Origin of the sequence: Cellulosimicrobium cellulans, assembly GCF_016921195.1 — a bacterium.
In the GTDB taxonomy this organism is placed as follows: domain Bacteria; phylum Actinomycetota; class Actinomycetes; order Actinomycetales; family Cellulomonadaceae; genus Cellulosimicrobium; species Cellulosimicrobium cellulans_F.
Genome location: NZ_JAFGYF010000001.1, coordinates 842,727 through 865,771 on the forward strand (window position 1 = coordinate 842,727; position 23,045 = coordinate 865,771).

Consider the following 23,045-nt stretch of genomic DNA (forward strand, 5'->3'; position numbering starts at 1 on the left):
AGGACCCATGAGCCAGAGCACGCTGCCCGCCACGGGCGCCACGGGCGCCACGGGCGCCGCGGCCGCGAGCACCGACGCACCGGACGTCGTCCCGCACCCGGCGGCCGACGCCGCCGCGTGGGAGGCGTGGCACGCCGAGCGCGAGGAGGCGCTGCGCCCGCCGCACGGCTGGCTGAGCCTCGTCGCGTACCACTGGCTCGCCGCCGAGCCCACCGCGCTGCCCGGCGTGCCCGGGCTCTGGTGGGCCGACGCCGACGGCGCGCACCACCGCGCGGGCGAGGGCGGCGCCGTCCGGGCGACGACGGGCGACTCCGTCGAGACCGCCGTCGGGACCGTCGTCGTCACGGAGGGCGGCTCGACGATCGCGGGCACGTTCCTGCCGGACGGCCGGGACGCGCTCGACGTGTCGAACGGGGGTGAGACGCGCGAGGTCGCGGTCGAGGTCGTGCGCCGCACGGGCCGGTACGCGGTCCGGCTGCGCGACCCGCTCGCACCGCCCCGGCTCGCGTTCGACGGCGTCCCGGCGTTCGCGTACGACCCCGCCTGGGTCGTGGACGCGCCGGTGCGCTGGTACGACGCGCCGCGGCCCGTCGTCGTCGGCGCAGCGCGCCCCGGCCTGGTGCACCACGTGAGCACGGTCGGCGAGGTCGACCTCGTGGTCGAGCGTGACGGGGTCTCCCGCCGCGCGACGCTCGTCCTCACCGGCAAGGCCGGCGGCGCGGTGACGCTGCTGTTCAGCGACGAGGCCGACGGCGTCGCCCCCTGGCGCGTGCTGGGGGTGGACGCCGACGTGGCGCCCGGCACCGCGGGGCGCGTGCGGTTCGACCTGAACCGGACGGTCAACCTCCCGTACGCGTTCAGCAACTTCGGGACGTGCCCGGCGCCGGTCGAGGGCAACCACGTGCCGTTCGCCGTCACCGCGGGCGAGAGGGCACCCCGATGACCGCGCTCGCGGCGGGACCGGCCACGGCGGGACCGGCCAGCACGGGATCGACCGGAGGGACACGGCCGAGCGCAGCAGCGCGTGAGGTCCGCTCCGTCGCCATGCACGACCCGCTCGTGCGACCGCTGCTCGACGAGCTGTCCCACGAGTACTGGACGCGGTACCAGCGCGTGCTCACCGCGGAGGAGCTCCGCGCCGAGATGGAGCACTATCCCGCGCAGGACTTCGCGGCGCCGCACGGCGAGCTCGTGCTCGTGCTCGAGGACGGCGAGCCCGTCGCGGGCGGTGCGTTCCGGCGTCGGGCCGAGCCGGAGCTCGGTGACCCCGCGCGCCTCGCCCGGCCCTCCGCGCGCCGCGCCGACGGGACGCCCGCCGTGCGCACCGCCGAGCTCAAGCGGATCTGGACGCACTCGGCGCACCGGCGCCGCGGGCTGGCGCGCGTCGTGCTCGCCGAGCTCGAGCGCCGGGCCGTCGAGCGCGGCTACCGGCGCGTGTACCTCACGACGGGCCCGCGCCAGCCCGAGGCCGCCGGCCTCTACCTCGCGACGGGCTACACGCCCCTGTTCGACACCGGGACCGATCCCGAGGAGATCGGCCCGCTCGCCTTCGAGAAGTGGTTGGAGGTCGCGCCATGAGCACCGTGTCGCTCCCGCAGGACGAGTCCCGGCAGCTCGCGCCGCCGTCGGGCCGGCACCCCGCCGACCCGCGCGCCGGCTCGCCCGACGCGCTGCCGCTCGAGAGCCTGCGCATCGTCCCCGCCCGGCACCCGGGCCGCTGGGTCGCGACGGCCGGCGTGGCCGTGCTGCTCGCCATGGTGGTCAGCTCGCTCGTGACGAACGACCGCTGGGAGTGGGACGTCGTCGCGCAGTACCTCACGTGGCCCTCGATCCTCGAGGGCGCGTGGGCGACGATCCGGCTCACGCTCGTCGCGTCGGTGGTCGGGTTCGCGCTCGGCACCGTGCTCGCGCTCATGCGGCTGTCGCGCTCGCCGCTCCTGCAGTCGGTCTCGTGGACGTACACGTGGGTGTTCCGGTCGGTGCCGCTGCTGCTGCAGCTCCTGCTCTGGTACAACCTCGCCTACCTGTACCCGTACCTGAGCGTCGGCATCCCGTTCGGGCCCGAGTTCCTGTACTTCGACACGCTGTCCGTGATCGACAAGTTCTGGGCCGCGATCCTCGGGCTCGGGCTCTCGCAGGCCGCGTACTCGGCCGAGATCGTGCGGGCCGGGATCCTCTCCGTCGACCAGGGGCAGCAGGAGGCCGCCGCGTCGCTCGGCATCCCCAAGCGGCGCCAGGTGAGCCGCATCATCCTGCCGCAGGCGATGCGCTCCATCATCCCGACGGCCGTCAACGAGGTGATCGGGCTGCTCAAGGGCACGTCGATCGTCTACGTGCTGGCGTACGGCGAGCTGTTCTACATCGTCAGCGTCATCTACGGCCGCAACGGCCGCGTCGTGCCGCTGCTCATCGTCGCGTCGATCTGGTACCTCGTGCTGACGACCCTCATCACGGTCGTCCAGTACTACGTCGAGCGGCACTACGCGAAGGGCGCGGTCCGCACGCTGCCGCCGACGCCGCTCCAGAAGGCCCGCTGGACCGTCCTCGTCTGGGCGTCGCGGCTCTCCGGCCGGCCCGTGCCCGACTCCGTCCCGCCCGCGTACGCGGCCCGCGCCCGGGTGGGCGTGCTGACCCGCACCGCCCGCACCTCGGGAGGTGCGGCATGACCGCCGAGACCACAGCCGCGGGCGTCGCGACCGCCGGGCTCGTCGAGATCCACGGCGTCCACAAGAGCTTCGGCACGCTCGAGGTGCTGCGCGACGTGTCGCTCACGGTGCCGCCCGGGTCCGTGACCGTGGTGCTCGGGCCGTCCGGCTCCGGGAAGTCGACGCTCCTGCGCGCGATCAACCACCTCGAAAAGGTGGACAAGGGTTTCATCTCGCTCGACGGCGAGCTCATCGGCTACCGCCGCAAGGGCAACACCCTGCGCGAGCTCAAGGAGCGCGAGATCCTCGGTCAGCGCACCCAGATCGGGTTCGTCTTCCAGAGCTTCAACCTCTTCCCGCACCTCACGGCGCTCGAGAACGTCGTCGAGGCGCCCGTCTCCGCGCAGCGCCGCCGTCGCGAGGACGTCGAGCCCGAGGCCCGCGCGCTGCTCGAGCGCGTGGGGCTCGCCGACAAGGCGGACGCCCGGCCGCGCCAGCTCTCCGGTGGGCAGCAGCAGCGCGTCGCCATCGCCCGTGCGCTCGCGCTGCGGCCCAAGGTGCTCCTGTTCGACGAGCCCACCTCGGCGCTCGACCCCGAGCTCGTCGGGGAGGTGCTCGAGGTCATCAAGGACGTCGCGAGCACCGGCACGACGCTCGTCGTCGTCACGCACGAGATCGGCTTCGCCCGCGAGGTCGCCGACACCGTCGTGTTCATGGACGACGGCGTCGTCGTGGAACAGGGCACGCCCGCCGAGGTGCTCGACCACCCACGCCACGACCGCACCCGGGCCTTCCTCCAGAAGGTCCTCTGAACCACCGATTCCCGACGTCGTCACGCGACCGGCCGTCCGGCCGTCCCGCACACCCGCACTCCCTGCGTCGCCCGACGCACCACCCGAGAGGTAGGACACCCGTGACCGCAACGACCACCCGCGCCCGCGCCCCCCGCGCGCTCGCCGCCCTCGCCGTCGTGCCCCTGCTGGCGCTCGCGGCCTGCTCCGGGGTGAGCACCGAGGCCCCGGCCGCGGCGGAGGAGGGCGCGGCCACCGAGGAGAGCACGACCTCCGTGTCGGACGCCCTCGACGTGAGCACGAGCCCCGACCAGGACCGCATCCGCACCACCGAGTCGGCCGAGGCGATCGCGCTCCTCCCGGACGCCTGGAAGGACAAGGACGAGCTCGTCGTCGCGATCTCCGCCGGCGCGGCGCCGCCGCTCGGGTTCCTCGCCGACGACGACGAGACGCCCATCGGCAACGAGACCGACATCGCGCAGCTCGTCGCCGACGCGCTGGGCAAGGACCTGCGCCTCGAGGTCAAGGCCTGGGCCGACTGGCCGCTCGCGCTGGGCTCGGGCGACGTCGACGCCGTGATCTCCAACGTCACCGTGACCGAGGAGCGCAAGGAGACCATCGACTTCTCCACCTACCGCAACGACGAGCTCGGCTGGCTCGTGGGCGCCGACTCCGACATCACGTCGATCACGAAGCGCGAGGACATCGCGGGCAAGGTCGTCGCCGTCGGCTCCGGGACGAACCAGGAGAAGATCGTGCTCGAGTGGGACCGCCTCAACCAGGAGGACGGCCTCGAGCCCATCCAGGGCCCCGAGTACTACGAGCAGTTCTCCGACGTCCTGCTCGCGCTCCAGTCCGGGCGCATCGAGACGTACGTCGGCCCCAACGCGTCGCTCGCGTACCAGGCGGCGATCTCCCCGCAGGACTTCACGGTCGTCGGCACGCTCAACGGGGGCTGGCCCGACACGGCGCAGATCGCCGTGGCCACGAAGAAGGGCAACGAGCTCGCCCCGGCCGTCACCGCCGCGATCAACCACGCCATCGAGGACGGCACGTACCTCGAGGTGCTCCAGCGGTGGGGCCTGGAGTCCGAGGCCGTCGAGCAGTCGCAGACCAACCCGCCCGGCCTGCCGAAGACGGAGTGACCCGAGCATGACCACCAGCACCCAGCACGTCGACCACCTCGTGGTCGGGGGCGGCGTCATGGGCTCGGCCGCGGCGTGGCAGCTCGCCCGGCGAGGGCGCGACGTCGTGCTGCTCGAGCGCTTCGCGCCCGGGCACGCGCACGGCGCCTCCCACGGGACGTCGCGCATCTACCGCACGACCTACGCCGAGCCCGAGTACCTCGACCTCGCGCAGGAGGCGCTCCGCCTGTGGCGCGAGGTCGAGGACGAGGCCGGCACCGAGCTCCTCGCCGTCACCGGTGGCGTGAGCCACGGGCGGCGCGACGGCGCCGCCGAGCGCCGCGCGGACGCGATCGGCGCGGCGTTCGCGGCCCGCGGGATCGAGCACGAGTGGCTCGACCCCGCGGCCGCGGCCGAGCGGTGGCCCGGCCTGCGGTTCGAGGGCCGGGTGCTGCACGAGGTCGCGACGGCCGGGCGGCTCCACGCCGACCGCGCCGTCGCGGCCCTCCAGGGGGCCGCGGCCGCCCGGGGCGCCGACGTCCGGCACGAGGTCGCCGTCCGCCACGTCGAGCGCGTGCCCGCGGGCGTGCGGGTCGTCACCGACGGCGGCGACGTCGTCGCGCGGGTCGTCGTCGTGACCGTCGGGGCGTGGAGCGCCGGCCTGCTCGGCGGCCCGACCGGCGGGCTGCTGGGGCAGGAGCTCCCGCTCGTCGTCACGCAGGAGCAGCCCGCGCACTTCGCGCTCGTCCCGGGCGCGTCCCCGCAGGGGTGGCCCGCGTTCACGCACGACGTCGGTCCCGGTACCGCCTGGCCGAGCGGTGTCTACGGCCTCGCGACCCCGGGCGAGGGAGTCAAGGTCGGCTTCCACGGGGTCGGCCCCGTCGTCGACCCCGACCGGCGCTCCTACCGGCCGGAGCCGGGCCAGCTCGCCGCGCTGCGCGACTACGTGCGCACCTGGCTGCCCGGCCTCGACCCCGACGCCTACGTCCCCGTGAGCTGCACCTACACCACGACGCCGGACCACGACTTCGTGCTCGACCGGCGCGGCCCGGTCGTCGTCGGCGCGGGGTTCTCCGGACACGGCTTCAAGTTCGCCCCGGCGGTCGGGCGCGTGCTCGCCGACTTCGCGACCGCCCCCGGCTCGCTGCCCGACGGCCGCACCGCCGCCGAGCGGTTCGCGCTCGCTCGCCTCGCCGCACTCCCCGAGAGGACCGCCTCATGACGATCGCTCCCGCACCCATCGCCGGGGAGGCTCCGGCTCCGTCCGCGGACCCGAGGACGCCCCCTACGCTGCCCCACGACACCGACGGCCCCCACGCCGCGCTCGCGGCGCGGTACGGCGTCGACCCCGCCTCGGTCGAGGACGTCGCGCCCGGCGCGACCGCGGGCCTGGCACCCGCGGCGGACCGTCCCGGCACCGTCCTCGCGACGCAGCTTGGCCACCGGACGGTGCGCCGCTACCTCACCCACCCGCTGGCCCACCACGTCGTGCCGACGCTCGTCGCGGCCGCGCAGTCCGCCCCGACGTCGTCGAACCTCCAGCTCTGGAGCGTCGTCGCCGTCACCGACCCCGCGCGCAAGGACCGGCTCGCGGCGCTCGCGGGCGACCAGGACCACGTACGCACGGCCCCGCTGCTGCTCGTCTGGCTCGCCGACGTCGCGCGGGCGCGCGCCCTCGGCGAGCGCGAGGGCGTCCGGCTCGAGGCGACCGACTACCTCGAGACGACGGTCGTCGCGTTCCTCGACGCCGCGCTCGCCGCGCAGAACGCCGTCGTCGCGGCCGAGTCCCTCGGCCTCGGCACCGTCTACATCGGCGCGCTGCGCAACCACCCGGCCCAGGTCGCCGCCGAGCTCGGCCTGCCCGAGGGGGTCGTGGCGGTCGTCGGGCTCGTCGTCGGCCACCCCGACCCCGCGGGCGGCGAGCGCGTCAAGCCGCGCCTGCCGCAGGCCGCAGTGCTGCACGCCGAGCGCTACCACGGCGACCAGGCGGAGCACGTCGCGGCGTACGAGGAGCGCATCGCGCCCTTCTACCGCGAGGAAGGGCTCGACGGCGGCTGGCACGACCGCGTCGTCGACCGCCTGCGCGTCCCGGGTGCCCTCCGCGGGCGCGCCCACCTACGACCCACGCTCGCCGCGCTCGGGTTCCCGTCCAAGTGACCCGGCGCGCCGCACGCGACCACGCCGGGAGCCACCGCACCACCACGAGCCCCCCGCCACCACTGAAGGAAGCCATGTCGTCCCACCAGCACCCCGACCCGACCGCCATCCCCGGCTGGCCGCGACCGGCGTCCGGCCGTGTCCCGCTGTCCGTGCTCGACCTCGCGATCGTCCCCGAGGGGGCGACGGGCCAGGACGCGGTGCGCCGCGCCGTCGGGCTCGCGCGCGACCTCGACCGGCTCGGCTACCACCGCGTCTGGTACGCCGAGCACCACCTGTCGCCCGGCGTCGGCTCCGCGTCGCCCGCCGTGCTCGCCGCGGCCGTCGCGGCCCGGACCGAACGGATCCGCGTGGGCAGCGGTGCCGTGCTGCTCAGCACGACGAGCCCGCTCGTCGCCGCCGAGCAGTTCGGGACGATCGCCGCGCTGCACCCGGGTCGCGTCGACCTCGGGCTCGGCCGGGCGTTCACGCCGCCGACGGGGGAGAAGGGAGCCGGGGCGCCGCCGCGGCGGGCCCGGCCCGCCACCGCGCCGCGGGTCGTCGACGGGCTGTACGTGCCCGGCGCGCCGCCGGCGGACGTCGACGACTCCGTGCTGCGCGAGCGGATCCTCGCGCAGAAGCGGATCGTCGGGGCGTCGCGCACCCCGGCGAGCTTCCGCGACGAGCTCGACCTCGTGCTCGGCCTGCGCGCGGGGACGTACCGCGACGAGCACGGGACGCCGTACGTGAGCCCGCCCGTCGAGGGCGCCGACTGGGACCTGTGGGTCCTCGCGTCGAGCGCCGGCGAGAGCGCGCGCGTCGCGGGCGAGCTCGGGCTGCCGCTCGCCGCGAACTACCACGTGGCACCGTCGGCCACGCTCGACACGGTCGCCGCCTACCGCGAGGCGTTCCGGCCGGGCGTGCTGGACGAGCCGTACGTCGTCGTGTCCGCCGACGTGCTCGTCGCCGACACGATCGAGCGGGCGCGCGAGCTCGCGACGCCGTTCGCCGACTGGGTGCTCTCCATCCGTAGCGGCACCGACGGCGCGATCGCCTACCCCGCGCCGGGCACGTCGCCCGCGTGGGAGGACCGCCCGGAGGCCGAGCGCGCGCTCGTCGCGGACCGCGTCGACACACGCATCGTCGGCGACCCGGAGACGGTCGTGCAGCGGCTCGAGACCTTGCGTCGCGCGACCGGAGCGGACGAGCTGCTCGTCACCACCGCGACCCACGACGCCGACGACGCGCGCCGCTCGTTCGAGCTGCTCGCCGAGCACTGGTTCGCGGCGGACCCCGTGCCCGACGCCTCCGCGGCACCCGCCGCCACCGCCGGCGCCGCTCCCGCGCTCGCCATCGCCCCCTGACGCGACATCGACCCGTGCGTCACCAGATCGACCTCCGGAAGGTCGATCTCGGACGTGCGGGCCGATCTCGCGACCTCACCCGAAGGAGAGACCCATGACCACGACCCCGCGCCTCCAGACCGCGGCCGACGCCGCGGCCAAGGTCGCCGACGGCGCCCTGCTGATCGACGTGCGCTCGGCCGGCGGCCGCGCCGCGCACGGCGAGATCCCGGGCGCGACGCTCGCGGACCGCCACGACCTCGACGCGCTCTTCGGCCCCGCTGACAACCCGGCGATCTCGCTCGACACGCCCGTGGTCGTCGTGTGCGGGTCGCCGAACGGCTCCGGCCCCGTCGCCGAGGCGCTCGCCCGGCGCGGGTACACGAACGTGTCCCACGTCGACGGCGGATTCCCCGCGTGGAAGGAGGCCGGTCTCCCGGCGTCCGACCCGGTCGGGGCGCCCGCTACGTCCCCGGAGCCGACGGCGTCCGCCCGGCCCTGAGCCGGCGTCCGACCGCATCGCGACTGCCCGGAGCGCGCCCCGCCCGCACCCGGCCGGTCCGGCCCACGCACCACCCGCACGCCGCACCACCCGCACCGACACCCACGGAGACCCTCATGCCCGTCGAGTTCCTCGGCATCGCCACGACCAACGACGCCTCGGAGACCACCGAGCGCACGACCGCCGCGTTCGACCCCGCCTACCTCGAGCGCATCGTCCGCGCCCACGAGGACAACGGCTGGACGCGCGTGCTCTTCGCCTACGGCTCCTCCGGCCCCGAGCCCGCCGCGCTCGCCGCCTACACCGCCGCGCGACTCGACTCGATCGAGCTGCTGCTCGCGCACCGGCCGAACGTGTCCTACCCGACGTACGCCGCCAAGACGTTCGCGACGCTCGACCAGCTCTCCGGCGGGCGGCTCTCCGTGCACTTCATCACCGGTGGCAACGACCACGAGCAGGGCCGCGAGGGCGACACGCTGACCAAGGACGAGCGGTACGCGCGCACCCACGAGTACATCCAGATCGTCAAGCAGGCCTGGTCGAGCGCCGAGCCGTTCGACCACCACGGGCCGTTCTACGACTTCGACGACTTCGTGCTCGACGCCAAGCCGTTCGAGGGCCGGACCCCGACCATCTCGTTCGGCGGATCGTCCGACGCCGCGTTCCGCGTCGGCGCGGCCGAGGCCGACATCTACGCCGTCTGGGGCGAGCCGCTCGACCGCACCGCCGAGCAGATCGCGCGCGTGCACGCCGAGGCCGCCGCGGCGGGCCGCGCGACGCCGCCACGCATCCACGCCGCGTTCCGGCCGATCGTCGCGCCGACCGAGGAGCTCGCCTGGGAGAAGGCGCACCGCGTCCTCGACCGGATCGAGGCCCGCAAGGCCGCCGCCGGAGGACAGCTCAGCCGCCGGCACCCGATCGACAAGCCCGAGAACGCGGGCTCGCAGCGGCTGCTCGAGATCGCCGCCCAGGGCGAGCGCTTCGACACCGCGCTGTGGACCGCGACGGCGAAGGCCACCGGCGGCGCCGGCAACTCCAACGCGCTCGTCGGGACGCCCGAGCAGGTCGCCGAGGCGCTCCTCGCGTACTACGACCTCGGCGTCCGCGTCATCTCCGCCCGCGGCTACGACCTGCTCGACGACGCGATCGACTTCGGCCGGTACGTCATCCCGATCGTCCGCGAGGAGGTCGCGAAGCGCGACGCTGCGACCGCGGAGGCCGCCGCGGCCTGACGGGCCCGGGACCGAGATCGGCAGAGAAGGACGAGATCGGCAGCCCCGGCCGAGATCGGCGCGTGCACGTGCCGACCTCGACCGGTGCTGCCGATCTGGCTGGCGGGCCCGCCCGGCCCGACCACGAACGACGACAGCAAGGAGAACGACCGTGCGGTTCCAGGTACTCGACATCGTGTTCAACCCGCCCCACCCCGTGACCGGGGAGGCGGTCGCGCCGTCCGACCGGTTGAACCGGGTCGTGGAGACGGCGGTGCTGGCGGAGGAGCTCGGGTTCGACTCGTTCGCGGTGGGGGAGCGGCACGCGGGGGAGGTGCTGTCGTCGGCACCGACGGTGATCCTCGGCGCGGTCGCGGCGCGGACGTCGCGGATCCTCCTGAGCACCGGCGTGACGGTGCTGTCGCTGCTCGACCCGATCCGCGTCGCCGAGGACCTCGCGACGGTGGACCAGCTGAGCCGGGGGCGGCTGGAGATCGTCATCGGCAAGGGCAACGAGGTGCTCCAGTACCCGTTGCTGGGGCTGGACATCGACAAGCAGTACGAGTACCTCCAGGAGAACTACGAGCTCCTGCGGCTGCTGTTGTCCGAGGAGGACGTGAGCTGGACCGGGAGGCACCGGCACGCGCTGGAGCACGCGACGACGCTGCCGCGTCCGTTCGCGGGGCCGTTCCGCATCTGGCACGGGTCGGCGACGTCGCGCTTCGCGGTGGACCTCGCGGCCCGGTACGGGGACCCGATCGTCAGCGCCAACGCGCTGCAGCCGCGCGAGAACTACCAGGTGCTCATCGACCGCTACCGTGAGCGGTACGCGGCGCACGGGCACGACCCGGCGTACGGGTTCGTCGGGTCGGGCTCGGGCGGGCTGTTCCTCGCCGACACGACGGAGGAGGCGGTCGAGCAGTACCGGCCGATCTACGAGGGCCAGGTCGCGGCCGCCGCACGCCGGGGATACGGGCCGGACGCCGTCGGGAAGGCGCCGAGCTTCCGGACGGTCGAGGACGCCGTCGAGCGGGGACCCGCGCTCGTGGGGTCGCCGGAGCGCGTGGCGGAGAAGATCCTCGACTACCACGCCTCGTACCGGCACGACCTGCAGTCCGTCTCGGTGAACCACCTCATCCCCGCGACGCAGCAGGAGGACGTGCTGCGCCGGTTCGCGGAGGAGGTCATCCCCGTCGTGAAGGCCGAGGTGAAGACGGACCTGTGGAGCGCGGCCGACGCCCGTCGCGCGGCGGGCTTCACCGCCGCCTGACCCGTCCCCGCTGAGTGCCGGATATTCGTCGTGGAGTACGCCCGTGGACGACGGATGCCCAGCCCTCAGCCGCTGATCGGCGACGGTGCGCGCGAAACATCCGTCCAGCAGGCGGGACGGCCGTCTCGATACTTGACTTAACCGGTCGAGATTGTCTTTCCTGCTCCCAGGTGACGAGCGTCAGCACACAGGCCCGGCTCGCTGACCAGCAACCCTTCGACGTGACGGGGTGCTCCGGGAACGACCTGACCGCGTGGCTCCCGCCGCGCGGTAAGCACGGCACCCCGGTGGGTTCCCCGCCGCGCCGGCCCTCGGCCCGGTGCGGACGACCACCGGCGCCGGACGACCGCCGGTCCCGGCCGGCACACGAGGAGAGCAGCACGACATGATCCCCACACCTCACCGACGCCGGTCCCTGACCGCCGCCGCGGCGGTCGCCGCGACGGGCCTCCTGCTCAGCGCGTGCGCGGGCGGCGGCTCCGGCGCGTCCGACGGCGACGGGTCGCCCAGCCCGTCCGGCGAGCCCGTGGCGGGCGGCGACCTGACCTTCGCGATCACGGTCGACTCGCACTGCATCGACCCGCAGCAGGTCGGCAACAACGACGCCATCGCGGCGGCCCGCCAGACCGTCGCGTCGCTCACGGCGCAGGACCCGGAGACGGGCGAGATCCTGCCGTGGCTCGCGGAGAGCTGGGAGGTGAACGACGACGCGTCGAGCTACACCTTCCACCTGCGCGACGACGCGACCTACGCCGACGGCACGCCGATCGACGCCGAGTCGGTCAAGACGAACTTCGACGCGATCGTCGCGCTCGGCGCGACGGCGTCGCTCGGGTCGCAGTACCTCGTCGGCTACGAGGGCACGACCGTCACGGACCCGCAGACCCTCACGGTCGACTTCACGGAGCCGAGCGCCCAGTTCCTCCAGGCGACGTCCACGTTCTCGCTCGGCCTGCTCGCGCCGTCGTCGGCCGACCTGAGCGTCGAGGACCGCTGCGCGGGCAAGTTCGTCGGTTCCGGCCCGTTCTCCGTGAAGTCGTACACGCAGGATCAGGAGATCGTGCTCGAGAAGGTCACGGGCTACGCGTGGGGCTCCGAGGCGAACGACCACCAGGGCGAGGCCTACCTCGACACGGTGACGTTCAAGGTCATCCCCGAGGCGAGCGTGCGCAGCGGCGCCCTGCGGTCCGGCCAGATCGACGCGACGGCCGCGATCTCGACCGTCGACCTCCCGCAGTTCGACGGCAACGGGTTCTGGCTCGAGTACCGCGCGAACCCGGGCGTCGTGTTCAACCTGTTCCCCAACGAGTCGAGCCCGCTCGCGGGCGACGAGGCCGTGCGGACGGCGATCCTCAAGGGCATCGACCGCGAGCAGATCGCGGACACCGTGCTCAGCGAGCAGGACGAGCCAGCCACTGGCGTCCTGTCCCACTCGACGCCCCTGTACGAGAGCATCGCGGACGAGCTCGCCTACGACCCTGAGGGCGCGAAGAAGATCCTCGACGACGCGGGCTGGGTCGAGGGCGCCGACGGCGTCCGTGAGAAGGACGGCCAGAAGCTCTCGACGACCGTGACGTTCTGGCAGGTGCCGGAGCCGCTCGAGCTGGTCCAGCAGCAGCTCGCGCAGATCGGCGTCGACCTCCAGCTCCAGCACGTGACCGTCGCGGAGTCGCAGGCCATCAAGGAGAGCGGCGACTTCGACTTCGACTACTACAACCTCACGCGCTCCGACCCGGACGTGCTGCGCACGATCTTCTCGGCGAACGCGCGCGACATCAACCAGCGCGACGCGGAGGAGGTCGACGACCTGCTCGACGCGTCGGCCGCGGCGACCGACCCGGCCGAGCGGCAGGAGCTCGTCACGGAGGCGTCGCGCCTCCTGGTCCGGAAGGGCCACGCGATCCCGGTCTACGAGCTGTCGACGACCATCGCGGCGGCCGACACGGTCCACGGCCTGACGTTCGAGGCGTCGTCGCGGCTCGACTTCTACGACGCCTGGGTCACCCAGGGCTGACCCGCCGGGCCCGCCTGCCCGACGCCGCGGCGTCGGGCAGGCGGGCATCCCCCACGGAAGGAGGCCGACCATGGGCCGGTACGTCCTGCGTCGCGCCGGGCAGGGCCTGTTCGTGCTCTGGGCGGCGTTCACCATCTCGTTCTTCGTCCTCTACCTGCTGCCCAGCGACCCGGCCGCGCTCATGGCGAGCGGCGGGGGCGAGGCGGACCAGGTGGACCCCGCGCTGCTCGACGCGCTGCGCGCGCAGTACGGCCTCGACCGGCCCGTGCTCGTGCAGTACGCCGACGCGCTGTGGCACGCGCTGCGGCTCGACTTCGGGACGTCGTACGCGTCCGGGGCGCCCGCGACGCAGCTCGTGCTCCAGGCGCTCCCGGAGACGCTCCGGCTCACGGCCGCGGCACTCGTCCTCGCCGTCGTGGCGGGCGCCGGCATCGCGATCGCGAGCACGTTCCCGCGCGCGACCTGGCTGCGCCACGCGCTCGCCTCGCTGCCGCCCCTCGGCGTCGCCCTGCCGCCGTTCTGGCTGGGCCTCCTCCTCCTGCAGTGGTTCTCGTTCCAGCTCCCGGTGTTCCCGGCGATCGGCAACGAGGGCGCGATCAGCCTCGTGCTGCCGGCGATCACGCTCGCCGTGCCGGCGAGCGCCGCGCTCGCCCAGGTGCTCGCGCGGAGCCTGCGCGGGACGCTCGGCGAGCCGTACGTCGAGACGGCGCGCGCCAAGGGCGCGAGCCGGGCGCGCGTGCACTTCGGCCACGCGCTGCGCAACGCCGCGATCCCCGCGCTCACCGTGCTGGGGGTCCTCGTCGGTGGGCTGCTCGGCGGCACGGTCGTCACGGAGACGGTGTTCTCGCGCGCGGGCCTCGGACGGCTCACCGTCACGTCCGTGGACGCGCAGGACATCCCCGTGGTGCAGGCCGTCGTCGTCCTCTCGGCGCTCGTGTTCGTGGTCGTCACGCTCGTGGTCGACCTGCTCTACCCCCTGCTCGACCCCCGGATCGACGCACGACAGAAGGCGGTGGCCGCATGAGCACCAGGCCGGGAGTGCGCATCGTGCTCCGGGACGAGGTCCGGGTCGCGGACCGTGCCGCGGTGGCCGACGCACCGCCGTCGGGCCCGCTCGTCCCCGACGCCCCGCCCGCCGGCGCGCCGGAGGTGCGCACGCCCGAGGAGATCGAGGTCGCGGACCGCGAGGACGCGCGCGCGATCATCCGGTACGGCCGGGTCCGTGGCGCGGGCCCCGCGGGCCGGTGGCGCCGCGGGGTGCGGTACGCCGCGCGGCGTCCCGGGCTGGTCGTCGCCGTGCTCGTCGTCCTGCTCGTCACGGCGTGGGCGGTCGTCCCGCAGCTCTTCACGGCATACGACCCCCTGACGGGCGTGCCGGCGGACCGGCTCCAGCCCCCGTCGGGCCACCACCTGTTCGGCACCGATCACCTGGGGCGCGACGTGTACGCGCGCGTCGTGCACGGCGCGGCGGCGTCGCTCAGCGCGACCGTCATCGCGGTGGCGGTCGGGCTCGTGGCCGGGTCGCTGCTCGGCCTGCTCGCGGGGTTCGTGCGCGGGTGGGTGGACGACGTCGTCGGCCGCCTCGTCGACGTGCTGCTCGCGATCCCCAGCATCCTGCTCTCGCTCGCGATCATCACGGCGCTCGGCTTCGGGACGGTCAAGGTCGCGATCGCCGTGGGCATCACGAGCGTCGCGACGTTCGCGCGCGTCATGCGGGCCGAGGTCCTGCGGACCTCGACGTCGGTGTACGTCGAGGCGGCCCGCGCGTCGGGCGTGCGCTGGTACGGCGTGCTCGGGCGCCACGTGCTGCCCAACTCGACGGGACCGGTGCTCGCGCTCGTCGCGCTCGAGCTCGGCACGGCCGTGCTCGCGATCTCGGCCCTGAGCTTCCTCGGCTACGGGACGCCGCCGCCCGCGCCCGAGTGGGGGTCGCTCGTCTCGGGCGGGCGCGACTACCTGGCCACCGCGTGGTGGCTCACGACCATGCCGGGCCTCGTGATCGTCGCCGTCGTGCTGTCGGCGAACCGCATCGCGCGGGCCCTGGAACGGACCGGAGGGGACGCATGACCGCCACGACGCCGACCACCCAGGAGCGTCCCGGCCCGACGTCGGGCGAGGCGCCCGCGCTCGAGATCCGCGGGCTCGAGGTCGCCTACCGCACGCGCGACGGCGGCTCGTACGCGGCCGTCCGCGGCGTCGACCTCACGGTCGGGGCGGGCGAGGTCGTGGCGCTCGTCGGCGAGTCCGGGTCGGGCAAGAGCACGACGGCGCACGCGGCCCTGCACCTGCTGTCGCGCGGGGGAGCGGTGACGGGCGGGACCATCCGGCTCGGCGGACGCGACGTCGGCGACCTCTCCGAGAAGGAGTGGCAGCAGGTGCGTGGCCGCGACGTCGGCCTCGTGCCGCAGGACCCGACGGTCTCGCTCAACCCCGTCACGCGCGTGGGCGACCAGGTCGCGGAGGTGCTCGTCATCCACGGGCTCGCGCGGCGCAAGGAGGCGCGCGAGCGCGCGGTCGAGCTGCTGCGCCAGGCCGGGATCGACGACCCGGAGGCGCGTGCGCGGCAGTACCCGTCGCAGCTCTCGGGCGGCATGCGCCAGCGCGTGCTCATCGCGATCGCCGTCGCGGCCCGGCCGCGCCTCGTCGTCGCGGACGAGCCGACGAGCGCGCTCGACGTGACCGTCCAGCGCCGCATCCTCGACCACCTCGACGGCCTCGTGCGCGACCTCGGCACCGCCGTCCTGCTCATCACGCACGACCTCGGCGTCGCGGCGGACCGCGCCGACCGGATCGTCGTCCTGGAGCGCGGGGTCGTCGTCGAGGAGGGCACGGCCGACCAGGTGCTGCACGACCCGCGCCACCCCTACACCCAGCAGCTCATCGCGGCGGCGCCGAGCCTCGCGAGCTCGCGCCTCGTCGCGGGCGGCACCCCGGAGACGGCGCCGGGCGACGGCGTCGTCCCGCGCGCCGACGCGAGCCGCGCCGCGGTCGCGAGCCGCGCCGACGGTCAGGGGACCGCGGTGCCCGACGGCGCCGGCCCGGACACCGCGGGCGCGCCCGTCCTCGCGGTGCGGGACCTGCGCAAGGAGTTCACGCTGCCGCGCGGGTCGGCGCACCGGACGCTCGTCGCGGTGGACGGCGTGAGCCTCGCGGTCGGGCGCGGCGAGACCTACGCGCTCGTGGGGGAGTCCGGGTCGGGCAAGAGCACGACGGCGCGCCTCGCCCTCCGGCTCGAGCGGCCCACCGCGGGAACGGTGGAGTTCGCCGGCGAGGACATCACGACGGCGCGCGGCGAGCGGCTGCGGTCGCTGCGTCGCGGCTTCCAGGTGGTCTACCAGTCCCCGTACGCGTCGCTCGACCCGCGGTTCACCGTCGAGCAGATCGTCACCGAACCGCTCCGGGCGTACCGGGTCGGGTCGCCGTCCGAGCGGGCTGACCGGGCGCGTGCGCTCGTCGAGGACGTCGCGCTCCCGCCCGACGTGCTCCGACGGGGACCGCGCGAGCTCTCGGGCGGGCAGCGGCAGCGCGTCGCCATCGCGCGGGCGCTCGCCCTGAACCCGGCGCTCGTCGTGCTCGACGAGCCCGTCTCGGCGCTCGACGTGTCCGTGCAGGCGCAGATCCTCGAGCTGCTCGTGCGGCTCCAGGCCGAGCACGGGCTCGCGTACCTGTTCATCTCGCACGACCTCGCCGTCGTGCGGCAGGTGTCCGACCACGTCGGCGTCATGCACCGCGGGCGCGTCGTCGAGCAGGGGGCGGCCGAGCAGATCCTGCTCGACCCGCAGGAGGAGTACACGCGTGAGCTCGTCGCGGCCATCCCCGGCCGCCGCGCGCTCCAGGACGCGCCCCGGGCGTCGTCCACGACCGCAGGGAGCGCACGATGACCGTCGACGCACGACCGGCCGCACCCGGCGCCCGGCCCGGGACCAGGGCGACGCCCGGGCCGCGCGTGCTCGCGGAGCCCGCCCCCGCGCCGTCGCGCACCGAGCTCGCGGGCCGCACCACCGAGCTGCTCCAGGCGATGATCCGCAACGCGTGCGTCAACGACGGCACCGTCGGCTCGGGGCACGAGGCGCGCAACGCGCGCGCCGTCGCGGACGTGCTCGACGGTCTGGGCCTCGAGGTCGAGTGGGTCGAGCCGCAGCCCGGTCGCACGTCGCTCGTCGCTCGCCTGCGCGGCACCGACCCCGACGCCCCGTCGCTCGCGCTCGTCGGGCACACCGACGTGGTCCCCGTCGAGCCGTCGGGGTGGACGCGCGACCCGTTCGGCGGCGAGCTCGTCGACGGCTGGGTCTGGGGTCGTGGCGCCATCGACATGCTGGGACTCACGTCCGCGTTCACGGTCGTCACGCGCGCGCTCGCGGAGAGCGGGCGGCGGCTGCGCGGCGACCTCGTGCTCGCCGCCGTCGCCGACGAGGAGCACGGCAGCACGTGGGGCGTCGACTGGATCACGCAGCACCGCTACGACCTCGTGGACGTCGACGCGGTGCTCACGGAGTCGGGCGGGGTCCCGCTGGGGTCCCGGGGGAGCCGCACGGTCGCGGTCGGGGAGAAGGGCGGCGCCGGGCGCCGGCTGCGCGTCGTCGGGCGGCCCGGGCACGGGTCGGGTCCGTACGGGTCGCTCAACGCGATCGTGCTCGCGGCCGAGGCCGTGCGGCGAATCACCGCGCACCGCGGGCCGGTCGTCATCGGCGACCTGTGGCGCCGCTACGTCGACGCGCTCGACCTCGCGCCCGACGTGCGGGCCGCGCTGCTCGACCCCGCCCGGATCGACGACGCGCTGCCCGCGCTCGGCGCGCTCGCGTCCGTCGCGCACGCCACGACGCACACGACCGTCGCACCGACCGTGCTGCACGCCGGGTCGAAGCCCAACGTCATCCCCGGGCTCGCCGAGGTCACGCTCGACATCCGCGTCCTGCCGGGCGCGACCCCGCAGGACGTGGCCGACCTGCTCGACGACGCGCTCGGCGACCTGCGCGAGCACGTGCACGTCGAGGGGGACTGGTTCGGCGAGGCCTCGCAGTCGCCCACCGACGGCGCGGCGTACGCGGCGATCGAGCGTGCCGTGCGCGCGCACGCGGGCGCCGACGTCGTGCCGGTCCTCGGGACCGGCGGCACGGACGGGCGCTTCTTCCGCCGCCGCGGCGTGCCGGCCTACGGGTTCGGCCTGCTCAGCGAGCGGTGGGACCCGGGGGTGTTCCGTTCCCTGTTCCACGGGAACGACGAACGCGTCGACGTCGAGTCGCTGGGGCTCACCGCGACAGCGCTGCACGACGTCGTGACGAGCTACCTCGGGTGAGCGGTCGTCCGGGTGACGGCCTGCCGTGGCGGTGACGACGGACGGTCGGGCGTCGCGGGCCGTGCTGCGGGTCTGCCTCGCGACCGGGTTCGTCACGCTGCTCGACTCCGCGATCCTCACCGTCGCGGCGCCGGCGCTGCGGGTCGAGCTCGGCGCGACGACCGCCCAGCTCCAGTGGATCCTCGCCGGGTACTCGCTGACGTTCGGGCTCGCGCTCGTCCCGGCGGGCCGCCTCGGCGACCGGCTCGGTCGCGGCGGACCGCTCGCCGTCGGGCTCGGGCTGTTCGCCGTGGGGAGCCTCGTCGGCGCGACGGCCTCCGACGCCGACGTGCTCGTCGCCGCGCGCCTGCTCCAAGGAGCCGGCGCCGGGACCGCGAACCCGCAGGTCATCGGGCTGCTCCAGGACCACTACGCCGGACCGGCCCGCGCGCGTGCGCTCGGCGCCTACGCCTCGACGGGGGCGTTCGCCATGGTCCTGTCCCCGCTCGTCGGCGGCGGCATCCTGGCCGCGCTCGGACCGGCGGCGGGGTGGCGCGCCGCGGTCGGGCTCGCCGCGCCGCTCGGGCTGACGGTCATGGTGGTCGCCCTGCGAGCGCTGCGGCCGGGGGACGCCGGACCTGGCGTCGCGGGAGGGGGTCCTGCCGGTGCGAGCACGGACGGCGGCCGCGGGGGCCGGTCGCGCGGCAGTCGGGTCGGGGCGGGCTTCGACGTCGTGGGCCTCGTGCTCGTCACCCTCGTGACCCTGGGCCTGCTCGTCCCGTTCGTCGCCGAAGGACCGCGCGCCGCCGTGCTGCCGGTCTCGCTCGGGGTGCTCGTGGCCGCCGCCGGGGCGCTCGTCGTGTGGGAGCCGCGCTACGCGCGGCGTGGCCGGGCACCGGTGCTCGCGCCGGCGCTCCTGCGTTCTCCCACGTACGTGCTGGGGTGCGTCGTCGCGGCGTTCAGCTTCGGTGCCGCGCTCGGATACTCGGCCGTCCTCATGCTCTTCCTCCAGGACGGCGCGGGCCTCGGCCCGGTCCAGGCAGGCCTGGTCACGACGCCGGGCGCGATCGCCTCGGTCGTGGTGGCGAACCTCTCGTGGCGGCTGTTCCGCCGGTTCGGCCGCCGCGGCGTGACCGTGGCCGTCGGCGCGAAGGCGCTCGTGGCCGCGGCCACGGCCCTCGCGGTGGCGGTCGCACCCACGTCGACGGTGGTCGCCGTGCTCGTCCTGTCGCAGGTGCTGACGGGCGTCGTCGCGGGGCTGACGATCTCACCCAACCAGACGCTCACGCTCGAGGGTGCCCCCGGCACGGAGCGCGGCGTCGCCGGCGCGGCGCTCCAGCTCGTGCAGCGCGTCGCCGCGACGGTCTGCATCGCCGCGATGACGGGCACGTTCGTGGCCCGGACCGACGGCGCGGCCACCGGTCTCCTCGACGCGCACCGCGACGGCCTCGTCGCCGTCAGCGCCGCCGTCGCGGCCCTCGCCCTCGTCGCCTGGGCGGCGTCGTGGCTCGACGAGCGCCTCGCCCGCCCCGCCACGAGATAGAGCCGCAGGCCGTGGGGGAGGACACCCGGTGTCGTCCCCCACGGCCTGCGGCTCGCCGTCGCGGTGCCGGACGGATCAGGCCTCGCGGTTCTCCGAGGAGAGGAACCAGGCCTGCTTCTCCAGGTCCGCGATGATCTCGTGCAGGATGTCGGCGCTCGTCGGGTCCTCGGCGTCGACGTCGTCGTGCACCTCGCGCACGACCTCGACCGTCTGGGCGAGGCGCTCGACGATGGCGTCGACCGTGTCGCCGACGGAGACGAGGCCGGCCGGGTACGGCGAGAGGTCGGTCGTCGTGGCGACCGTCTCGGTGCGGCCGTCGGGCACGACCTGGAGCGCGCGCATGCGTTCGGCGACGGTGTCGCTGTGCTCGCGCGCGGCGTCCACGACGTCGTCGAGCTGGAGGTGCAGGTCGCGGAACCCGCGGCCCGTGACGTTCCAGTGGGCCTGCTTGCCCTGGACGTGCAGGTCGACGAGCGCGACGAGCACGCGCTGCAGGTGGGCGCGGAGCTTCTCCGACGCCTCGAAGCGTGCCGTGGCTCGGTGGATGGTGGGTGCGGACATGGTGCTCCTCGCTCTCTCGGGGGTCGCCCGGGTCGTGCGGCGGTCACCCGGCTTCCGTCGGTGCCGTCCTCGTGTCTCGTTCACTTGAACGATTCCAGACTAGGCAGGATTCCCCGGCCCCGCCAGCAAGGACAGGCGTGCCTGACCTGGGCGGACGCGACCTCGGAGCGCGCGCGGTGACCGCGCGCGTCACGTTCTCTCGGCAGGTGAGAGGACCCGCCGCGCCCCTTGTCCGACGGCGCTCGGAGTGGTCCGCTGGCGTCATGACCGACGACCTCGCCACCCAGCCCGCCCTCCCGCAACGCACCCTCGGTTCCGGCGGCGCCGCGCTCACCGTCGCGGCCGTCGGGTTCGGCGGCATGTCCGTGACCGACGCGTACGGACCCGCCGACGCCGCCGAGGCCGAGGCCGTGCTGCGCCGTGCGCTGGAGCTCGGGGTGACGCTCGTCGACACGGCCGACGTCTACGGTCACGGCCGCAACGAGGAGCTCATCGGCCGGGTGCTCGGGGCCTACCGCGACCAGATCGTGCTCGCGTCGAAGTTCGGGCTGCCGCCGGCCGGTGGCCACCCCGACGGCCGTCGCGTCGACGGGCGCCCCGAGTACGTGCGCTCCGCGATCGACGCGAGCCTGCGCCGCCTCGGTACCGACCGGCTCGACCTGTACTACCTGCACCGCATCGACCCGCAGGTCCCGATCGAGGAGACGGTCGGGGCGCTCGCCGAGCTCGTCGAGGCGGGCAAGGTCCGGACGATCGGGCTCTCGGAGCCGTCGGCGGCCACCGTGCGCCGCGCGCACGCCGTCCACCCGGTCACCGCCGTCCAGAGCGAGTACTCGCTGTGGACGCGCGACCCGGAGGACGAGGTCCTGCCGACGCTGCGCGAGCTCGGTATCGGGTTCGTCCCGTTCTCGCCGCTCGGTCGCGGCATCCTCACGGGCACCGTCGACGCGACGGACGGCTTCGCCGAGGACGACGTGCGCCGCTCCCACGCCCGCTACGCGGGCGAGGCGTTCGAGCACAACCGAGGCCTCGTCCGCTCGCTCGAGCGGCTCGCCGCGGAGCGCGAGGTCACGACGGCGCAGCTCGCCCTCGCCTGGCTGCTCGCGCAGGGCGAGGACATCGTGCCGATCCCCGGGACCAAGCGGCTCGGCTACCTCGAGCAGAACGTCGCGGCCGCCTCGATCGGCCTCACCCCGGACGACGTCGCGGCGATCGGCGCGGCCATCCCGCGCGGGGCCGTGCAGGGCGTGCGCCACCCGCAGCCGGACCTGCTCGCGGGATGAGCACCGACGCAGCGGCCGTGCCCGCGACACCCGCGCCCCCGCCCGACGAGGAGGGCGTTCGCCGCCCGCTCGCGGTGCACTGGTTCCTGCCGACCTCAGGCGACGCGCGCGGCATCGTCGACGGCGCGCACGCGAAGGACACGCCCGGCCGGGCGACCGGGTTCCGCGCGCCGTCGCTCGACTACCTGGAGCAGGTCGCGGTCGCTGCCGACCGCCTCGGCTACGAGGGCGTGCTCACGCCGACGGGCACGTGGTGCGAGGACGCGTGGCTCGTCACCTCCGCGCTGATCCGCAGCACGGAGCGGCTGAAGTTCCTCGTCGCGTTCCGCCCGGGCCTCGTCTCGCCGACGCTCGCGGCGCAGATGACCGCGACGTTCCAGCGCCTGTCCGGGGGGCGGCTGCTCCTCAACGTCGTCACGGGCGGCGACGAGAACGAGATGCGCCGGTTCGGCGACTGGCTCCAGCACGACGAGCGGTACGACCGTACGCGCGAGTTCCTCGAGGTCGTGCGCGGCGTGTGGGACGAGGCGCCGCTCGCGTACGAGGGCACGCACTACCGGGTCGCCGACGCCCGGACGTCCGCGCCGCCGGACCCGCGCCCCGAGATCTTCTTCGGCGGATCGTCGGAGGTCGCGCTGCCCGTCGCGGCGGCCCAGGCCGACGTCTACCTCACGTGGGGCGAGCCGCCCGCGCAGGCGCGCGAGAAGATCGAGCGCGTGCGCGAGCTCGCCGCCGCGCAGGGGCGCACGATCCGCTTCGGGGTGCGCCTCCACGTCATCACGCGCGACCGGTCGGCCGACGCGTGGGACGTCGCGCAGCGGTTCCTCGACGACCTCACGCCCGAGCAGATCGCGGGAGCCCAGCGGCTCCTCGGCTCGTCCGGGTCGGTCGGTCAGCAACGCATGGTCGCGCTCCACGGCGGCGGCGACCTCGCGGCCACCCGGCGCGCGCGGGACCTCGAGATCCACCCCGGGCTGTGGGCAGGCGTCGGGCTCGTGCGCGGCGGCGCCGGGACCGCGCTCGTCGGCAGCCACGAGGAGGTCGCCGACCTGATCGAGGAGTACCGCGCGGCCGGTTTCGACGAGCTCGTGCTCTCGGGCTACCCGCATCTCGAGGAGGCGTACTGGTTCGCGGAGGGCGTCCGACCGCTCCTCGACGCGCGCGGCCTCACCGCTCCCGTCGCGCGTGCCGGCGGCGGCGCATCGCGCACCCACGCCGTGCCGTTCTGACCCGCTTCCCGACCCCGCCCGCGCTCCCGGTGCGCCGGACCCGCGGGACGGGATCGAGCCATGGCTCGCTGCGGTGCGCGGACCTAGACTGGAGGAGTCCTGTGGGTCTCCCCGCGCA

The 23,045-nt window shown here is 75.0% G+C and carries 20 protein-coding genes and 1 riboswitch; of the genes, 19 read left to right on the forward strand and 1 reads right to left on the reverse strand.

Annotated elements, in window-relative coordinates; translation table 11 throughout:
• The first annotated feature begins 7 nt into the window (after window positions 1–7).
• The 17 genes from JN535_RS03600 to JN535_RS03680 all read left to right on the forward strand — a co-directional run bounded on the left by JN535_RS03600 (window position 8) and on the right by JN535_RS03680 (window position 19,854).
• On the forward strand, window positions 8–943 hold the full coding sequence (locus JN535_RS03600) for a DUF1684 domain-containing protein (RefSeq protein ID WP_205202253.1): 936 nt from the start codon (window positions 8–10) through the stop codon (window positions 941–943).
• Between the two features lie 101 nt (window positions 944–1,044).
• Window positions 1,045–1,578, forward strand: coding sequence for a GNAT family N-acetyltransferase (locus tag JN535_RS03605; RefSeq protein ID WP_240200431.1), 534 nt, complete (start codon window positions 1,045–1,047; stop codon window positions 1,576–1,578).
• Window positions 1,575–2,666 (forward strand): amino acid ABC transporter permease, encoded by a 1,092-nt coding sequence (locus JN535_RS03610; protein WP_205202257.1) that lies wholly within the window; start codon window positions 1,575–1,577, stop codon window positions 2,664–2,666. Before JN535_RS03605 ends, JN535_RS03610 begins: the two co-directional genes overlap by 4 nt.
• On the forward strand, window positions 2,663–3,457 hold the full coding sequence (locus JN535_RS03615) for an amino acid ABC transporter ATP-binding protein (RefSeq protein ID WP_205202259.1): 795 nt from the start codon (window positions 2,663–2,665) through the stop codon (window positions 3,455–3,457). The genes JN535_RS03610 and JN535_RS03615 overlap by 4 nt, the downstream gene beginning before the upstream one ends.
• Before the next feature lie 101 nt (window positions 3,458–3,558).
• Window positions 3,559–4,581, forward strand: coding sequence for an ABC transporter substrate-binding protein (locus tag JN535_RS03620; RefSeq protein ID WP_205202261.1), 1,023 nt, complete (start codon window positions 3,559–3,561; stop codon window positions 4,579–4,581).
• A gap of 7 nt (window positions 4,582–4,588) precedes the next feature.
• A complete protein-coding gene (locus tag JN535_RS03625) occupies window positions 4,589–5,782 on the forward strand; it encodes an FAD-dependent oxidoreductase (protein ID WP_205202269.1) in 1,194 nt (397 codons plus the stop codon).
• Window positions 5,779–6,717: an NADPH-dependent oxidoreductase gene (locus JN535_RS03630; RefSeq protein WP_205202270.1), complete on the forward strand. Its 939-nt coding sequence runs from the start codon at window positions 5,779–5,781 to the stop codon at window positions 6,715–6,717. Before JN535_RS03625 ends, JN535_RS03630 begins: the two co-directional genes overlap by 4 nt.
• A 74-nt stretch (window positions 6,718–6,791) precedes the next feature.
• Window positions 6,792–8,060 carry an LLM class flavin-dependent oxidoreductase gene (locus tag JN535_RS03635; protein WP_205202271.1) on the forward strand — a complete coding sequence of 423 codons (1,269 nt, stop codon included), beginning with the start codon at window positions 6,792–6,794 and terminating at the stop codon, window positions 8,058–8,060.
• A 94-nt stretch (window positions 8,061–8,154) separates the two neighbouring features.
• Entirely contained in the window at window positions 8,155–8,541 is a 387-nt protein-coding gene (locus JN535_RS03640) for a rhodanese-like domain-containing protein (protein ID WP_205202272.1), read from the forward strand.
• A 116-nt stretch (window positions 8,542–8,657) separates the two neighbouring features.
• Window positions 8,658–9,773 carry an LLM class flavin-dependent oxidoreductase gene (locus JN535_RS03645; RefSeq protein WP_205202273.1) on the forward strand — a complete coding sequence of 372 codons (1,116 nt, stop codon included), beginning with the start codon at window positions 8,658–8,660 and terminating at the stop codon, window positions 9,771–9,773.
• Window positions 9,774–9,924: 151 nt separating this feature from the next.
• Window positions 9,925–11,022: an LLM class flavin-dependent oxidoreductase gene (locus JN535_RS03650; RefSeq protein WP_205202274.1), complete on the forward strand. Its 1,098-nt coding sequence runs from the start codon at window positions 9,925–9,927 to the stop codon at window positions 11,020–11,022.
• A 169-nt stretch (window positions 11,023–11,191) separates the two neighbouring features.
• A riboswitch (SAM riboswitch) is annotated at window positions 11,192–11,305 on the forward strand.
• Window positions 11,306–11,407: 102 nt separating this feature from the next.
• The gene (locus JN535_RS03655; RefSeq protein ID WP_205202276.1) at window positions 11,408–13,036 is read left to right on the forward strand and encodes an ABC transporter substrate-binding protein; all 1,629 of its coding nucleotides are present in this window, start codon (window positions 11,408–11,410) and stop codon (window positions 13,034–13,036) included.
• 70 nt (window positions 13,037–13,106) lie between these two features.
• Window positions 13,107–14,060 carry an ABC transporter permease gene (locus JN535_RS03660; protein ID WP_205202278.1) on the forward strand — a complete coding sequence of 318 codons (954 nt, stop codon included), beginning with the start codon at window positions 13,107–13,109 and terminating at the stop codon, window positions 14,058–14,060.
• Window positions 14,057–15,103: an ABC transporter permease gene (locus JN535_RS03665; protein ID WP_205202280.1), complete on the forward strand. Its 1,047-nt coding sequence runs from the start codon at window positions 14,057–14,059 to the stop codon at window positions 15,101–15,103. The genes JN535_RS03660 and JN535_RS03665 overlap by 4 nt, the downstream gene beginning before the upstream one ends.
• The gene (locus JN535_RS03670; protein WP_205202282.1) at window positions 15,100–16,917 is read left to right on the forward strand and encodes a dipeptide ABC transporter ATP-binding protein; all 1,818 of its coding nucleotides are present in this window, start codon (window positions 15,100–15,102) and stop codon (window positions 16,915–16,917) included. The genes JN535_RS03665 and JN535_RS03670 overlap by 4 nt, the downstream gene beginning before the upstream one ends.
• Window positions 16,914–18,332 (forward strand): M20/M25/M40 family metallo-hydrolase, encoded by a 1,419-nt coding sequence (locus JN535_RS03675; protein ID WP_205202283.1) that lies wholly within the window; start codon window positions 16,914–16,916, stop codon window positions 18,330–18,332. The genes JN535_RS03670 and JN535_RS03675 overlap by 4 nt, the downstream gene beginning before the upstream one ends.
• A gap of 25 nt (window positions 18,333–18,357) precedes the next feature.
• Window positions 18,358–19,854, forward strand: coding sequence for an MFS transporter (locus JN535_RS03680; RefSeq protein ID WP_205202284.1), 1,497 nt, complete (start codon window positions 18,358–18,360; stop codon window positions 19,852–19,854).
• Between the two features lie 75 nt (window positions 19,855–19,929).
• Here the strand turns inward: JN535_RS03680 and JN535_RS03685 are convergent, their stop codons facing one another.
• Window positions 19,930–20,415 carry a Dps family protein gene (locus JN535_RS03685; RefSeq protein ID WP_205202285.1) on the reverse strand — a complete coding sequence of 162 codons (486 nt, stop codon included), beginning with the start codon at window positions 20,413–20,415 and terminating at the stop codon, window positions 19,930–19,932.
• A gap of 263 nt (window positions 20,416–20,678) precedes the next feature.
• On the opposite strand from JN535_RS03685, the gene JN535_RS03690 reads away from it, so the two are divergent.
• Both JN535_RS03690 and JN535_RS03695 read left to right on the forward strand, forming a co-directional pair.
• Window positions 20,679–21,698, forward strand: coding sequence for an aldo/keto reductase (locus JN535_RS03690; RefSeq protein WP_205202286.1), 1,020 nt, complete (start codon window positions 20,679–20,681; stop codon window positions 21,696–21,698).
• Entirely contained in the window at window positions 21,695–22,927 is a 1,233-nt protein-coding gene (locus JN535_RS03695) for an LLM class flavin-dependent oxidoreductase (RefSeq protein WP_205202287.1), read from the forward strand. Before JN535_RS03690 ends, JN535_RS03695 begins: the two co-directional genes overlap by 4 nt.
• Window positions 22,928–23,045: the final 118 nt, after the last annotated feature.

Coding starts and splice junctions, on each gene's coding strand:
- JN535_RS03600 (WP_205202253.1), top strand. CDS start 8: ATGAGCCAGAGCACGCTGCCCGCCACGGGCGCCACGGGCGCCACGGGC.
- JN535_RS03605 (WP_240200431.1), top strand. CDS start 1,045: ATGCACGACCCGCTCGTGCGACCGCTGCTCGACGAGCTGTCCCACGAG.
- JN535_RS03610 (WP_205202257.1), top strand. CDS start 1,575: ATGAGCACCGTGTCGCTCCCGCAGGACGAGTCCCGGCAGCTCGCGCCG.
- JN535_RS03615 (WP_205202259.1), top strand. CDS start 2,663: ATGACCGCCGAGACCACAGCCGCGGGCGTCGCGACCGCCGGGCTCGTC.
- JN535_RS03625 (WP_205202269.1), top strand. CDS start 4,589: ATGACCACCAGCACCCAGCACGTCGACCACCTCGTGGTCGGGGGCGGC.
- JN535_RS03630 (WP_205202270.1), top strand. CDS start 5,779: ATGACGATCGCTCCCGCACCCATCGCCGGGGAGGCTCCGGCTCCGTCC.
- JN535_RS03635 (WP_205202271.1), top strand. CDS start 6,792: ATGTCGTCCCACCAGCACCCCGACCCGACCGCCATCCCCGGCTGGCCG.
- JN535_RS03640 (WP_205202272.1), top strand. CDS start 8,155: ATGACCACGACCCCGCGCCTCCAGACCGCGGCCGACGCCGCGGCCAAG.
- JN535_RS03645 (WP_205202273.1), top strand. CDS start 8,658: ATGCCCGTCGAGTTCCTCGGCATCGCCACGACCAACGACGCCTCGGAG.
- JN535_RS03655 (WP_205202276.1), top strand. CDS start 11,408: ATGATCCCCACACCTCACCGACGCCGGTCCCTGACCGCCGCCGCGGCG.
- JN535_RS03660 (WP_205202278.1), top strand. CDS start 13,107: ATGGGCCGGTACGTCCTGCGTCGCGCCGGGCAGGGCCTGTTCGTGCTC.
- JN535_RS03665 (WP_205202280.1), top strand. CDS start 14,057: ATGAGCACCAGGCCGGGAGTGCGCATCGTGCTCCGGGACGAGGTCCGG.
- JN535_RS03670 (WP_205202282.1), top strand. CDS start 15,100: ATGACCGCCACGACGCCGACCACCCAGGAGCGTCCCGGCCCGACGTCG.
- JN535_RS03675 (WP_205202283.1), top strand. CDS start 16,914: ATGACCGTCGACGCACGACCGGCCGCACCCGGCGCCCGGCCCGGGACC.
- JN535_RS03685 (WP_205202285.1), bottom strand. CDS start 20,415: ATGTCCGCACCCACCATCCACCGAGCCACGGCACGCTTCGAGGCGTCG.
- JN535_RS03690 (WP_205202286.1), top strand. CDS start 20,679: ATGACCGACGACCTCGCCACCCAGCCCGCCCTCCCGCAACGCACCCTC.
- JN535_RS03695 (WP_205202287.1), top strand. CDS start 21,695: ATGAGCACCGACGCAGCGGCCGTGCCCGCGACACCCGCGCCCCCGCCC.